We start from the raw sequence: 14,557 nt of genomic DNA, 5'->3' as shown, positions 1-14,557 counted from the left end.
TCGAAAAGGACACCGTCGCCTAATCGTCAGTTGAGACGAGAATGCGGCGAAGCCTACCTTCGCCGTATCCTAGGCCGAAAACAATCTCAACCGGTTAACGGTGTCAGATTCAATTCCGCGCGAGAAGCGCCTCTACCAGAGGCTCGTCGACCGTGCCGGTGGCCGATAGGGCGTTGTCCTTCTGGAAGGCCCGGATGGCGGTGCGCGTCTTCTCGCCCATTCGGCCGTCCGGCTTGCCCGCATCGTAGCCGCGCTGGTTGAGCAGGGCCTGGATGGTCTCGACCGCCTTGGTCATGTCGGTCGATGATGCCGGAGCCTTGTCCTGCCATGTGACCGGTACATCGACCACATTGGCTGTGGGATCGAGCAGACGAGGCTTCCAGAGCGCGGTGGTGGCCTTTGCGCGTTCCAACTGCTCTGGGGTCAGCGACTTTGCCACCTCGTCGCGCTTGGCCGCCGCATCTTGGTCGCCTTCGAGGGCAACCAGCGCGAACCATTTGTAGGATTCTTCGAGGTCGCGCCGCATGCCGACGCCCTTGGCGGTCAGGATGCCGAGATTGAACTGGCTGTCCTTGACGCCAAGTTCCGCAGCGGCTTGAAACCAGCGCCCGGCAGAGTCGTTGTCGGGCGTTCCGTCCGCGCCCATGGCGAAGAGTACGGCCAGATTGTGCATGGCGCTTGCGTTGCCCTGCGCTGCGGCAAGCTGGTACCAGGTCTTTGCCTTGGCCAGATCCCGGTCGACGCCAGCGCCCTTCTCGAACATGTTGCCGATGCGGTACTGCGCCGGTGCGAGGCCGAGATTGGCCGCCTGCTCGTAGAAATAGGCCGCGGCCTTCAGATCCTGCTTGACGCCGCGGCCTTCGGCATAGAGGGCGCCCACTTCGAACATTGCCTTGGGATCGTCCTTCTGCGCGGCCTCCTGCAGCGCGGGCGCGCCGACGGGCTGCGGCTTCAGCGCCGCCGATGGCACCTCGCCGAACCGGCTGTCCAAGTCTGCCGGAATGGAGCCGGTGATGTCGGGAGAGGTTTGCTCTTGCGGCATGGCGGGCGCTGTCTCCGCAGGCGCGGCAACGGGCTTTGCCGGTGCCGCCGCCAATGCCGGCGCTTCCTGCTTCGGCTCTGGTTCGGCCGCTGTTGGGACCGCCTCCTGGGGCTGAGCCCGCTCGGCCTTTTCGCTCTGGGCTTCGTCGTGCCGTGGCTGGTCGATGGTCTCGGTCGGCTGCGTCCGGGTGGGTGGGGCAACCTCTGCTGGCTTGGGCCGATGAGCAACGGTTTGCAGCGGTTCCTCCACGGCGGCAGGCGTGGCCACATCGGCGGCGGTGAGGGCATCCTTCTTCATCGACACGCCGATCTGGAGTGCCGCCAGTGCGAGAATGACGGCGCCTGCTGCCATCAGGATCGGCTTGCGGCGTGTCTTGACCAGATCGCCAAGCGCCTTCATCGGCGCCTTGCTTTCCGAACTGCCGTCGAGTGCTGCGGCTTCGGTCGCGGCAACCTGTGCAGCGCGGCGCGCGGCGGCGATGATGTCGGCGCGAGCGGTTTCGGCCTCGCCCGGCGCGGACAGCTTTTCGCGCTCGTCGCGCATGCGCTTGAGGATGGCATTCAGGTCCGGCGCGCCGGAGCCTGGTTCCATCGGCATGTTCGCTAGTTTGGGGTCGAGCGGCTCGTCCGGCGACAAGGCCTGTTCCGGTGCGTCCATCGACGCCTCGTGGACGGTTGCCGCGACTTCTTCCACTGGCAGGCCGACAGGTTCGGCTTTGGTCTTGCCCTTGAGAGCCAGCGTGAAGCCGCCCAGCATTGACCTCTTGGCCGGCTTGACGGCCTCGGGTTCGACGTCCGCCACGGGCACCTGAGGCGCTTCGTGAGATGGCGCGGTCGCGCCGAGCAGCTCCGGCTCGGCTGTGATGTCCATCGAAGGCGCTTGCTCTACCGACAGCTTGGGCGCGATGGCGACAGCGGGTTCGGCAACGCTTGGAGCGGTATCGTCGAGTGCGCCTAGCCGTTCGGCGATTTTCATCAGCGTCTGCTGGATAGCCTCGAAGGTGCGGATGCTGCGCTCTTCGGAGCGGCGGGTGAGCGCTTCAAGCGCCTTGAGATCATCGGCAAGCCCGGCGGCGGCCACCGCATCGCTCTGCGAGGCGGACAGAGATGCGACAGCGTGTTCCGCCGCCTGACGCGCCGCTTCCAGAACCGCCTGATGCTGGGTTGCGACGGATTTCTCGACCTCTTCGAGACGCGGACGGAAGTCGCTCATATCCGGCAGCATGGCGCCGGGGTTGAGCAGGTGCTGGTTGAGCTCCGCGACCTGGACTTCCAGGCTGCGGATCAGTTCGGCATCGAGCTCGACCATATCAGCCGAAGACTTGTCCAGCCTTTGGGCGATGTCGGCCAGACGCTCCTCCATCCGCTCTGCATCGGGAAGCGTATCGACGCGGTCGGCAACCCTGGCGATTTGCTGGCTGAGTCTTTCGAAGGCTTCTGCCGGCAGGTCGGCGCGCGCCGATATGTCGTCCACCCGTGCCGAAAGCGCTTCCAACTGCTCGCCCAGGCCGGTATCGCCGTTGTTTCTGACCATGTCCTCGATCTGCGCGGCGAGCGCCAGAATATGCGTTTCCAGCCGCAGCATCGCGTCGGCGTTGATCCCAGGCTTGTTGCCGGCGGTTGACGACGCCGCGATGGCGCGGGAGATTTCGTCGAGCCTTTCGGCGATGAGCTGGCGCGTGTCTTCGTTCTGGGCGCCTTGCTGGCGCACGAAGCCGTCCAGTGCCGTTGCCAGCGTCTTCACCTTTTCCTCGACCGACTGCAGCGCAGCCGAGCGCGGAAGGTCGCCGACGGCGGCATGGATATGCTCAAGCTTGCCGACAAGGTTGGTGATGCTCGCAGGCTCTCCCGAAACGGTCGGCATTCCGCTCTCGGCAAACCGGTCGACCCGCTTGTCCAGGGCCTTGACGCTCTCCTCGCGGGCGACGCCTTCCAGCATCGAGCGCACCTGCTCCAGCTCCAGCCGCAGCAGGTTGATGTGGCGGTCGTCGCTCTTGTCGGCGAGCGTCCGGATCGAAGCGGACAGCCGTTCGAACTCGGTGGCGAGTTCATGCGCGCCCTTGCCGTGGTCGTTCACCACATAGCGTGTCTCGATGTCTTGGCGCAGCTGTTCGAACTCGCGGCTGAGGTCGGCGCGCACCTGGGTGTTGAGTTCTTCCCGCATGCCCGACAACTCGCCCGCGATCTTGCCGATGGAGACCAGGCCGGCCTCCTGTCCGCGAAGCCGTTCGATTTCGCGCGCGATGATCTGGTAGGAATCTGCCGGGGTTTGGGCCTCGCCGGCCTGATTTTTTCCGGTCGCTTCCAGCAAGCGGTCGAGCTGCTCCGGCGAAGCGTAGGCCCGGCGCGGGCGGCCGGCATTCACGGAATCGAGATAGGATTTCTTGTTGTCCATCGAACGCCCGTCTCCCAGATTGACCGGCCCGTGGCCGGACGTCTTCCATTTTTTTGTCTGGGCGGCGGCGGTCAAGCGAATGACCCTGGTGGAAATTGGAGTTTCCGGGGCTCGCGCCCGCCGCTTGAAACCGTGAACAAATCACTACCTGATGATCACGATATGCCGACGAACCCACCTTTCGCCCAACGTGGTAAACAAGATGTTAACCAAGCTTAAGAAAGTCATGCGGATCGGGTCTTCTCTCAGGACGTGCCGCAGCGGCAGCCGGCGTCACGATTGACGCGGTAGCCTCAATCGCTAGGGTCCCCGAAAGCTGCGCGACGGCGCGAGACACAGGGCGGGACTTCATGGCGGAATGGCTGCCGGTCGACGGCGTGGAAGGGGCGGACATCTTCGCCATCATCAACAAACCGTCGATCACCAATTCAAATGCCTATCTTGTGCGGACTCCCAGCCAGCTCCTTGTCTTCGATCCCGGAGCGAGTGCCGCGCAGATCGACGCCCTCAATGCTGAGATAGCCGATGTGCTGGCGCAAACTCCGCGTCGGACGATATTGTTTCTGACGCATGCGCATTTCGACCATTTCGGCGCGGTGGAGCGGCTGGTCACGGGAAGCGAACGCCCGACGACCATCCTCCACGCCGCAGGCGCTTTGGCTCTCCGGGAAAAGGACCGTCACCACACGCTTGCGATCCTTTATCGCGACGTCGTCCTGCCGGATTTGCCGGTCGATGCCGTCCTGTTCGATGCCGATCCGGCGCCGGGCCTGCGCCGGGAATGGCGCGATGGGCCTGACGGGGCGTTGGTGCAGGTCGAGCTGTTTCCGCTGCATGACGGACACGAGATCGAGATCTATGCCACACCGGGCCATTCGACCTGCAGCTGTACCTTCCGGATCGGCCGACACCTCATCATCGGCGACGTGACCTTCGGCGCCAGTCCCGGTCTCGCCGGTCTGTCGGGCTGGAGCGGCGACGGCTTGCTCTATTCCACAAGGCTGATCCGCCATCTCATCGAGCGGCACGACATCGCCACCTGCTGGCTCGGACATGGCAATGCCCTGACGGGGACCGCGGCACTCAGCGCGCTGGCCGCCACGGAAAAGCAGCTGTCGACACTGAACGGCATTGCCGAGATGGATGAGGATCGCATCACGCTGCTCCGGCAGTTCGCGGTCGAATTGCTGCAGGAGATCGAGCGCATTTTCACGCTGATCGGCGCACGCCTGATGCTCGTCGCACTTCATCTTGAGAATCTCGAGGAGCAGCAGGAAGCCGAGCGGCTGGCGAAGCTGCTGGATGTCGACGATGTCGAGACCCAGATCGCCGAGTTTCGGCAATTCTGCCGCTCCTTCGCACAAGGCGGACAGCCAGAGCTTTCTGTAGCGATGAAGGCGGCCGGCACGATGGGACGCCTCCGTCGTGTGCTGACCGATACCGAGAGCAGCATGCACTCGCTCGCCTCCCGCGCCGAACATCTGATCGATGCCTTCCTGCAGACCATCCGCGGCCTGACCTTCCAGGCCAATATGGAGCGCGTCGCATTGTTTGAGCTTGTCGGCAATCTCGTTCGTCGTGAGCAGGCCCTGCCGGTCAGTGCCGAGGATTTTCTGGCCGCCAGCGACGACGCGGACGAGTTCCGCCGGCTTCTGGTGATCAACCTGTCATCCGGGTCGGTTCTGCGCGGCTGCGCGATCGAGATCAGCGGCGGCCAGGACGACGCGCCTTTCGCCGGCGAGGTGGTGACCGATGGTGCGCGGTTCCAGAATATCCTTCTGTCGACGCTGGAGACGCTGGCATCCAGAAGTGCCGCGAAGGCCATCGCCATCGATATGGCGGAGCAAGGCGGCAGGATAACCCTGCATATCGCGGCCGACGGCAACGGAAAGGGGTTTCCGCTCATCCGCGCGAGGCTTTATGAACGCGCCATGGAACAGATCGGCGGGCAGTTCGCGGTCGAGGCCGACAAGATCGTGATCGGTTTTCCGCTTGCGGCGCAGACCGGTCGAAGCGCCGATCGGCGCCGTTTGGATGAACAAGAGGCAGGATAATGGACATCACTTCGCGGCAGGTCGCCGACCGCACCGTGGTTCATCTCGACGGCCGGCTGGATGTGACCAGCGCGAAAGTCTTCGAGGACTTCATGCTCGATCTCATCGGCAAGGCTTCTTCGGATATCGTGGTCGATATGTCAGGCGTTCATTATGTCGCGAGTTCAGGCCTCCGTGCGCTGACCGTTGCCGCCAAAAAGGCGAACGCCTCGGGACGTAAGCTGTCGTTGTCGAATCTTCACGCCAATGTGCGCGAAGTGTTCGATATCTCCGGCTTTTCCTCGGTCTTCATGATCGTTTGAGGAGGCCTGTCCATCTCCGGGCTCATGTCTCTACGCAGCGGAAGTGGGGACGTTTTTTGAAGGGCCTACGTCGCATCCAGAATAGTATCTGTCGCATGCTTGCGCTACTCGACACGATCAGAAACCATCTTGAACCAGAAACGAAAGACGACTATATCCTTACGTAAACGTAAGATACTCTCTTTTGTTCTGATATGTGAAACCAATCGACGACAGCGTAACCCCGACGCTGCCGTGTGGCGCAGTCCCAAGTCGTGACGCGCGAGCCGGGGAAAGTAGATGATGACCCAACAGATGTTTGTCGCAGAGACAGCGGCCCATGGTCGCGAATTGCCTGTCGAAGACTTCATGCGTATCGGCGAAATGGCCCGGAATTTCGGTGTCACTTTGCGGGCGCTGCGCTTCTACGAAGACAAGGGCCTGCTGAATCCGCGCCGCGAAGGCAGCACGCGTCTCTACACGCGTCGCGACCAGGTTCGCCTCAAGCTGATCCTGCTCGGCCGCAAGGTCGGGTTCTCGCTGCGCGAGGTCAAGCAGATGATCGATCTTTACGACCCGGCGGGGACGAATGTGAAGCAGCTGCGCATGGCGCTGGAAAAATCCGAGAAGCAACTCGTCCGCCTGGGCAAGCAGCGTGCGCTGCTGGATGACGCGATTGCCGACCTCACGGGCGCCGCAGCCTCCGTGCGCCGCATGCTCGCAGAACGCGCGCCGCAATCCGCCGCCGCGAACTGAGCGGAGCTTTCCGAGCTTGACGAAGCCTTCCTAGCTGGAAGGTTTCGTCATTTTCATGCTGGCGCGTTGGCTCATACGCGACCACCACGATGCAAGATCGGGAAAGGTCTCAAACAGCCGGTGTGCTTCGTCTGACATGAGGAAGTAGTCGATCATCGGCGCGACATGAAGGTCGGCGAGCGTCAGGTTGGTTCCGCCTAGCCATGGCTTGCCATTCATCAGATCGGAAAGCGCCTTCAGACAGATCGGTGCGGCGATGCGCGCCTCTGCCATTTTTCCTTCGGCGGTAGCCTTGCCCTGTTGCGGGTTGGAGACCTGCTCGACGTAAAATCCCCAAACGAGATGCGGATAGATATAGCTGTCGGCGATGCTTATGACCTGATTGACGCGGGCGCGCTCTTGCGCGGTCGTCGGCTGTAGCGGGTTGGAAGGGAATGCTTCGTCGATGTACCGCGTGATAGCTCCGGTCTCGTACAGGCGGAATCCCGCATCGTCGAAGGCGGGTATGCGACCGAAGGGATGGTGGTCGACATAGTTGCTCGGCAGTCGATCCTTCGCAAATATGTCGATGGGCACCAACTCGTATTCGATTTCCTTCTCGATCAGCACAAGGCGAGCGGAGCGGACATAGACGCTGTAGCCGCTGCCATAAAGTATTGGCTTGTTCATCGTATCCTGACAGTCCTGCGCGAGGCCGAGAAGGGCGCGGTCGTTGCAATGCCATACCATGAACACCGCATGCTCGGGACAAGTGTCTCGGACAAGAACGCCTCTTCAGCAAAAATGACGCTCTGGCGTATTGACGTTTACGCAAACGTCAATATTTTTGAGAGGAAGCCGGACGGCTGACATCAGTCGCTTCGCATCCGCAGGCAAAACACCCGGAGGAAACCATGCCCATATTCAAGGCGCCCGTTCAGGATACGCTGTTCGTTCTCAACGACGTGCTGGGCTATGGCCGTTACGCCAATCTGCCGGGCTTCGCCGATGCGGGCGGGGATGTGCTGGAAGCCATTCTCGAGGAAGGCGCCAAGCTGTCCGAGAATGTGATGCATCCGCTCAACCGGGTCGGCGATATCGAGGGCTGCAAGCGTGCGCCCGACGGGTCGGTGACGACGCCGAAAGGCTTCCGGGAAGCATTCGACCAATATCGCGAAGGCGGCTGGATGGGCCTCGCGGTTCCCGAGGAGTTTGGCGGGCAGGGGCTTCCCTATAGCGTTCACGTCGCGGTCGGCGAATATATGTCATCGGCCAACATGGCGCTGATGATGTATCCGGGCCTGACCCAGGGCGCCATCGCCGCCCTCTTGGTGCATGGCACCGAGGAACAGAAGGCGAAATGGCTGCCCAAGATGGTGGACGGCACCTGGACCGGCACCATGAACCTGACCGAGCCGCATGCCGGCACCGATCTCGGCCTGCTGCGCACCAAGGCCGTCCCGAACGGCGACGGTTCCTATAAGATTTCCGGCCAGAAGATATTCATTTCGGCCGGCGAGCATGACATGGCGGAGAACATCGTCCACCTCGTGCTGGCCCGCATCGAGGGTGCGCCGGAGGGCGTGAAAGGCATTTCGCTGTTCATCGTGCCCAAGCTCAAACTCGATGCCGAAGGCAAGCCGGGCGAGCGCAATGGCGTCTCCTGCGGTTCGCTCGAGGAGAAGATGGGCATTCACGGCAACGCCACCTGCGTCATGAATTATGACGAGGCCACCGGCCATCTGCTCGGCCCTGAGAATGGCGGCCTGAAGGCGATGTTCACCATGATGAACGAGGCGCGGCTGGGCGTTGCGCTGCAGGGGCTTTCGATTGCCGAGATCGCCTATCAAAACGCCGTGTCCTATGCCAGGGACCGTATCCAGGGCCGTTCGCTGACGGGCGTCAAGGCGCCTGACAAGAAGGCCGATCCGATCATCGTCCACCCCGACATCCGCCGCGTTCTTCTGACCATCCGTTCGATCACCGAGGCCGGTCGCGCGCTGATCCTGTGGACCGCGCTGCAGGCAGACATCGCCCATCGGTCGGAAGACGAGAAGGAACGCCAGGCCGCCGACGACAATGTCGGCCTGATGACCCCGGTACTCAAGGGCGTGCTCACCGACAAGGGTTTCGACCATGCGGTGATGGCGCAGCAGGTGTTCGGCGGGCACGGTTATATCGAAGAGCACGGCATGAGCCAGTTTGTGCGCGATGCCCGCATCGCCATGATCTATGAGGGCGCCAACGGCGTTCAGGCGCTCGATCTGGTCGGCCGCAAGCTCGGCATGCATGGCGGTCGCGCGGTACAGGCCTTCTTCAAGGAAGTCGGCGAGTTCTGCGAGGCCAACCGCTCCGATGAGGCGATGGCGCCCTATACCAAACAGTTGAAGAAAGGGCTGAACGACCTGCAGAACGCCACGATGTGGCTGCTGCAGAACGGCATGTCCAACCCCGACAATGCGGGTGCGGCATCCACCGACTACATGCACCTCTTCGGCCTCGTCGCCTTCGGCTATATGTGGGGCCGCATGGCCAAGGTTGCGCAGGAAAAGCTTGCCGAGGGCAAGTCCGACTTCCACGAAAGCAAGCTGGTGACGGCGCGCTTCTTCATGGAACGCGTCATGCCCGAGACATCGGCGCGTCTGGCCCGCATTTCCAGCGGTTCCACAACCATGATGTTGATGCCGGCGGAGGCCTTTTAAGTGGACCTGCCGGTCGCAGCCCACCTATAAAGGCTGAAAAATAGTCATGCAGTGGAGGAAATGACGTGACGACTGCTCCCGCCGACATTCTTGGCCTGCCCAAGCCTGCCTGGGTCGATGATGAAGTCGGCATGCTCTACGACATGGCCCACCGCTTCCTCAGCGAGGAAATCGAGCCGCGCTACGAAGAGTTCGAGAAAAAGGAAATCTTCGACCGCGAAAGCTGGAAGAAGGCCGGTTCGGCCGGTCTGCTCTGCGCCTCCATGCCGGAAGAATATGGCGGCTCGGGCGGCACCTTCGCGCATGAGAGCGCGATCATCGAGGCGATCAGCCATGTCGGCGTCGACGGCTTCGGCATCGCCTTGCACAACTCCATCGTGGCGCCTTACATCCTTCATTACGGCTCCGAGGAGCAGAAGCAGAAGTGGCTGCCCAGGATGGCTTCGGGCGAACTCATCGGCGCCATCGCCATGACCGAGCCCGGTGCCGGCTCGGACCTCCAGGGCGTCAAGACGCGGGCGGAGAAGGACGGCAACCAGTACCGCATCAACGGCTCGAAAACCTTCATCACCAATGGCCAACTGGCCAACCTCATCGTGCTGGTGACCAAGACCGATCCCGCCAAGGGCGCCAAGGGCACCTCGCTGATCGTCATCGAGACCGACGAGGTCGAGGGCTTCGAGCGCGGCCGCAACCTCGACAAGATCGGCCTGAAATCCAACGACACATCCGAACTGTTCTTCAACGATGTGCGCGTGCCGACCTCGAACCTGCTCGGCACGGTCGAGGGCGAGGGCTTTGTCCAGCTCATGCAGCAACTGCCGCAGGAACGCCTGCAGATCGGCACCACGGCGATTGCCATGTGCGAGCGCGCGCTGGCGCTGACCATCGACTACGTCAAGGAGCGTAAGGCCTTCGGCAAGGCGGTTCTGGATTTCCAGAACACCCAGTTCAAGCTTGCCGAACTCAAGACCGAGGTCACCATCGGCCGCGTCTTCTACAATGATTGCGTCGCCCGTCACCTCGCCGGCGGTCTCGATCCGGTAACGGCGTCGATGGCCAAATACTGGCTCAGCGATTTGCAGGGCAAGGTGGTCGACCAGTGCCTGCAACTGTTCGGCGGCTATGGCTATATGAACGAATACCCCATCGCCCGGATGTTCCGCGACGCCCGCGTCCAGCGCATCTATGGCGGCACCAATGAGATCATGAAACTTCTCATCGCCAGGAGTTTGTAAGGCACATGTCGGTCTTCACGGCGGAAGTCAGCTGGAAGCCGGACGAGGGCGATCATTTCACCCTCGGCCGTTACACGCGCGTGCATGAAATCGCCTTCGACGGCGGCACGACCCTGATTGCATCCGCCTCTCCCTCGGTCGTCCCATTGCCCTTTTCGTCGGAAGCGGCGGTTGATCCCGAAGAGATGTTCGTGGCCTCGCTATCGTCCTGCCACATGCTTTGGTTTCTCGATCTCGCCCGCCGCGCCGGGTTGGAAATCCTGTCCTATCGCGACACGGCCGAGGGCTTCATGGAAAAGAACGCCGAGGGCAAGACGGCCATCACCCGCGTGACCTTGCGGCCCGCCGTCGAATGCGACGGCGACCGGTCCAGGCTCGCGCACATTCACGAGCAGGCCCATGATGCCTGCTTCATTGCCAATTCGGTAAAAACCGAAGTGGTCATCGAACCGCAATAAAAGATTTCAGGAGGTAATGCCGCCATGGCTGACGCTTATATCTACGACGCGGTGCGCACCCCGCGCGGACGCGGCAAGAAAGACGGCTCGCTGCACGAAGTGCCGGCCGTCAGGCTCGCCGCCAAGACGCTGGAAGCCGTACGGGATCGGAACGGCCTGGACACCTCCGTCGTCGACGACATCATTTTCGGCTGCGTCGATCCGGTCGGCGAAGCCGGCTCGGTGATCCCGCGTTCGGCCGCCTTCGAGGCCGGCTACGACACCAAGGCGCCGGGCATGCAGATTTCGCGTTTCTGCGCCTCGGGCCTCGATGCGGTGAATTTCGGCGCATCCAAGATAGCTCAGGGCGCCGATGAAATCGTCATCGCCGGCGGCGTCGAAAGCATGTCGCGCGTCGGCATGGGCATGTCGGGCGGCGCCTGGTACATGGACCCCTCCGTTTCGATTCCCGGCTGGTTCATGCCGCAGGGCGTGTCGGCCGATGTCATTGCCACCCGCTACGGCTTTTCGCGCGACGATGTCGACGCCTATGCCGTCGAAAGCCAGAAGCGCGCGGCCCATGCCTGGGACAAGGGCTATTTCAAGAACTCGGTGATCCCCGTCAAGGACCAGAACGGCCTGACCATCCTGGACCGTGACGAGCACATGCGGCCCACGACCGACATGCAGTCGCTGGGCCAGTTGCAGCCGTCCTTCACCATTCCCGGCGAAATGGGCGGCTTCGACGCGGTCGCCATCCAGCGCTATCCGGAGTTGGAAGAAGTCAACCACGTCCACCATGCCGGCAACTCGTCAGGCATCGTCGACGGTGCCGCTGCTGTCCTGCTGGGTTCGAAGAAAGCGGGGAAAACGCTCGGCATCAAGCCGCGTGCGCGCATCCGCACCTTCGCCAATATCGGCTCCGATCCGGTGATGATGCTCACCGGACCGGTCGATGTGACGGAAAAGCTGCTCAAGCGCGCGAAGATGAAACTCTCCGACATCGACCTGTTCGAACTCAACGAGGCGTTTGCCTCGGTCGTGCTGCGCTACATGCAGGCCTTCGACATTCCGCATGACCAGATCAACGTCAATGGCGGCGCCATCGCCATGGGCCACCCGCTCGGCGCGACGGGCGCGATGATCCTGGGCACGGTGCTGGACGAACTCGAGCGCCGCGACCTCAACACCGCGCTGGTGACGCTCTGCATCGGCGCGGGGATGGGCACCGCGACGATTATCGAGAGGGTTTAGCGGGGTTTCCCTCCCCCTTGAGGGGAGGGTGGTCCGCGCAGCGGGTGGGGTCGTTAGGCCACGCTCGACGGATAAAAATGAGGCCGAGCGCGGCATTGGGTAACCCCACCCGTCTCGCTTCGCTCGCCACCCTCCCCTTGAGGGGAGGGAAACCGCGGCCCCGCCGCTACCGTTTCAAGGAGGAACTCTCCAATGGCTGATTACAAGAATTTCACGGTCGACATCGACGCAGACGGCATCGCGCTCGTCACCTGGGACATGCCCGACCGCTCCATGAACGTCTTCACCGAAGAGGTGATGAACGAGCTCGACACCATCATCGACCGGGTTTCCGGCGACGGTGCGATCAAGGGTGCTGTCTTCACCTCCGGCAAGGAGACCTTCTCCGGCGGTGCCGATCTCACCATGCTGCAGAAAATGCTGACGCTCTTTGCCAAGGAAAAGAAGAAGGATCCCGAGGCGGCGGCCAAGCTTCTGTTCGACAATGCCGGCCGTATGAGCTGGCTGTGGCGCAAGCTGGAAACCAGCGGCAAGCCCTGGGTTTCGGCCATCAACGGCACCTGCATGGGCGGCGCGTTCGAGTTGGCGCTGGCCTGCCATGGCCGCGTTGCGGCAAACTCCGACAAGGTCAAGATGGCGCTTCCCGAGGTCAAGGTCGGCATCTTCCCCGGCGCCGGCGGCACCCAGCGCGTGACGCGCCTGACCGATCCGCAGTCCGCTTTGCAGATGCTGACCTCCGGCCAGACGCTCACGCCGCAAAAGGCCAAGGGCATGGGCCTGATTAGCGAGATCGCCGAGCCTTCCGAACTGATCGAGAAGGCCAAGGGCCTGATCAAGGGCGGTCTCAAGGGCGTGCAGCCCTGGGACGAAAAGGGCTTCAAGCTGCCCGGCGGGCCAGTCTATTCCGCTGCCGGCGCCAATCTCTGGCCGCCCGCGGTGGCGATCCTGCGCCGCGAGACCTTCGGCAACTATCCCGCAGCCACGGCGATCCTGAAATGCGCCTACGAAGGCCTGCTGGTCCCGTTCGAAACCGGCCTGCGCATCGAGCAGCGCTATTTCACCGAGATCATGCAGACCCGCGAGGCCGCGGCGATGATCCGCTCGCTGTTCGTGTCGCTGCAGGAGCTCAACAAGGGCGCACGTCGCCCCGAAGGCGTGCCGGAAACCCAGTTCAAGAAGATCGGCGTGCTTGGCGCCGGCTTCATGGGCGCGGGCATTGCCTATGTCACGGCGAAGGCCGGCATTCCGGTGGTGCTTCTCGACCGCGACACGGAAGCCGCCAACAAGGGCAGGGACCATTCCGACAAGCTGATCTCCGACCAGATCAAGAAGGGGCGCGCCAAGGCCGAGGACAAGGACAAGCTCCTGTCGCTGATCACGCCGACCGCGGACTATGCCGACCTCAATGACTGCGACCTCGTCATCGAGGCGGTATTCGAGGATTCCGAGGTCAAGAAGGGCGCGACCGAGAAATCGGAGGCCGTGATCAAGCCGGCGGCGATCTTTGCCTCCAACACCTCCACCATCCCGATCTCGTCGCTGGCGCAGAACTCCAAGCGCCCGAAGAACTTCATCGGCATCCATTTCTTCTCGCCCGTCGACAAGATGATGCTGGTCGAGATCATTCTCGGCAAGAAGACGGGCGAAAAAGCGCTGGCGGTTGCCATCGACTACGTCCGCGCCATCAAGAAGACGCCGATCGTGGTCAACGACACGCGCGGCTTCTATGTCAATCGCTGCGTGCTGCGCTACATGTCGGAAGCCTACAAGATGCTGATCGAGGGCATCCCGGCGGCGATGATCGAGAACGCGGCGAAAATGGCCGGTATGCCGGTCGGCCCGCTGGCTCTGACCGACGAGACCGCGGTCGACCTCGCCCAGAAGATCATGAAGCAGACCATACGCGATCTCGGCGACAAGGCCGTCGATCCCAAGCAGATGGAACTGATCAACACGCTGGTCGACACCCATGGCCGCTTCGGCCGCAAGAACGGCAAGGGTTTCTACGATTACCCGGCCAAGCCGGCGAAGAAGAAGCTCTGGCCCGGCCTCAAGGATCTGTATCCGCAGCGCGACCCCGACACGGTCGACGTGGAAGAGATCAAGCAGCGGCTGCTGGCGGTGATCGCTCTCGAAGCGGTGCGCGTGATGGAGGAGGGCATCGTCACCGACCCGCGCGAGGCGGATGTCGGCTCGATCCTGGCCTTCGGCTTCGCACCTTATACGGGCGGTGCCTTGTCCTACATCGACGGGATCGGCGCCAAGAAATTCGCCAAGATCGCCAAGCATCTGCAGAAGAAATACGGTGTCGAGTTCAAGGCGCCGAAACTTCTGCTCGACATGGCCGAGACGGGCGAAACCTTCTACCAGCGCTTCGATCCCTATGCGAAGGGCGACGCCAAGAAGGCGGCGTAAGGACG

General features: G+C 62.5%; 10 protein-coding genes. 8 read left to right on the top strand and 2 right to left on the bottom strand.

Going from position 1 to position 14,557, the window contains the following annotated elements; translation table 11 throughout:
• Positions 1-109 precede the first annotated feature (109 nt).
• Positions 110-3,436, bottom strand: a complete 3,327-nt coding sequence (locus ICI42_RS01220) for a peptidoglycan-binding protein (RefSeq protein ID WP_188162721.1) — start codon at positions 3,434-3,436, stop codon at positions 110-112.
• A 350-nt stretch (positions 3,437-3,786) separates the two neighbouring features.
• Between ICI42_RS01220 and ICI42_RS01215 the strand changes: the two genes are divergently transcribed.
• The 3 genes from ICI42_RS01215 to ICI42_RS01205 all read left to right on the top strand — a co-directional run bounded on the left by ICI42_RS01215 (position 3,787) and on the right by ICI42_RS01205 (position 6,527).
• Positions 3,787-5,490 carry an MBL fold metallo-hydrolase gene (locus tag ICI42_RS01215; protein WP_188162720.1) on the top strand — a complete coding sequence of 568 codons (1,704 nt, stop codon included), beginning with the start codon at positions 3,787-3,789 and terminating at the stop codon, positions 5,488-5,490.
• A complete protein-coding gene (locus ICI42_RS01210; protein ID WP_188162719.1) occupies positions 5,490-5,792 on the top strand; it encodes an STAS domain-containing protein in 303 nt (100 codons plus the stop codon). Before ICI42_RS01215 ends, ICI42_RS01210 begins: the two co-directional genes overlap by 1 nt.
• A gap of 282 nt (positions 5,793-6,074) precedes the next feature.
• Complete coding sequence (locus ICI42_RS01205; RefSeq protein ID WP_188162718.1) at positions 6,075-6,527, top strand: MerR family transcriptional regulator; 453 nt, start codon at positions 6,075-6,077, stop codon at positions 6,525-6,527.
• 30 nt (positions 6,528-6,557) lie between these two features.
• On the opposite strand, the gene ICI42_RS01200 is transcribed toward ICI42_RS01205, so the two are convergent.
• Positions 6,558-7,196: a glutathione S-transferase family protein gene (locus ICI42_RS01200; RefSeq protein ID WP_188162717.1), complete on the bottom strand. Its 639-nt coding sequence runs from the start codon at positions 7,194-7,196 to the stop codon at positions 6,558-6,560.
• A 224-nt stretch (positions 7,197-7,420) separates the two neighbouring features.
• Between ICI42_RS01200 and ICI42_RS01195 the strand changes: the two genes are divergently transcribed.
• From ICI42_RS01195 to ICI42_RS01175, 5 genes are all read left to right on the top strand, one after another.
• Positions 7,421-9,208 (top strand): acyl-CoA dehydrogenase C-terminal domain-containing protein, encoded by a 1,788-nt coding sequence (locus ICI42_RS01195; RefSeq protein WP_188162716.1) that lies wholly within the window; start codon positions 7,421-7,423, stop codon positions 9,206-9,208.
• 65 nt (positions 9,209-9,273) lie between these two features.
• On the top strand, positions 9,274-10,446 hold the full coding sequence (locus tag ICI42_RS01190) for an acyl-CoA dehydrogenase family protein (protein ID WP_330999083.1): 1,173 nt from the start codon (positions 9,274-9,276) through the stop codon (positions 10,444-10,446).
• Positions 10,447-10,451: 5 nt separating this feature from the next.
• On the top strand, positions 10,452-10,904 hold the full coding sequence (locus ICI42_RS01185; RefSeq protein ID WP_188162715.1) for an OsmC family protein: 453 nt from the start codon (positions 10,452-10,454) through the stop codon (positions 10,902-10,904).
• 24 nt (positions 10,905-10,928) lie between these two features.
• Positions 10,929-12,137, top strand: a complete 1,209-nt coding sequence (locus tag ICI42_RS01180; RefSeq protein WP_188162714.1) for an acetyl-CoA C-acetyltransferase — start codon at positions 10,929-10,931, stop codon at positions 12,135-12,137.
• A gap of 192 nt (positions 12,138-12,329) precedes the next feature.
• The gene (locus ICI42_RS01175; protein ID WP_188162713.1) at positions 12,330-14,552 is read left to right on the top strand and encodes a 3-hydroxyacyl-CoA dehydrogenase NAD-binding domain-containing protein; all 2,223 of its coding nucleotides are present in this window, start codon (positions 12,330-12,332) and stop codon (positions 14,550-14,552) included.
• Positions 14,553-14,557 lie beyond the last annotated feature (5 nt).

This window comes from Oryzicola mucosus, assembly GCF_014534685.1.
Classification (GTDB): domain Bacteria; phylum Pseudomonadota; class Alphaproteobacteria; order Rhizobiales; family Rhizobiaceae; genus Oryzicola; species Oryzicola mucosus.
This window is presented reverse-complemented; position numbering and strand designations above follow the sequence as displayed.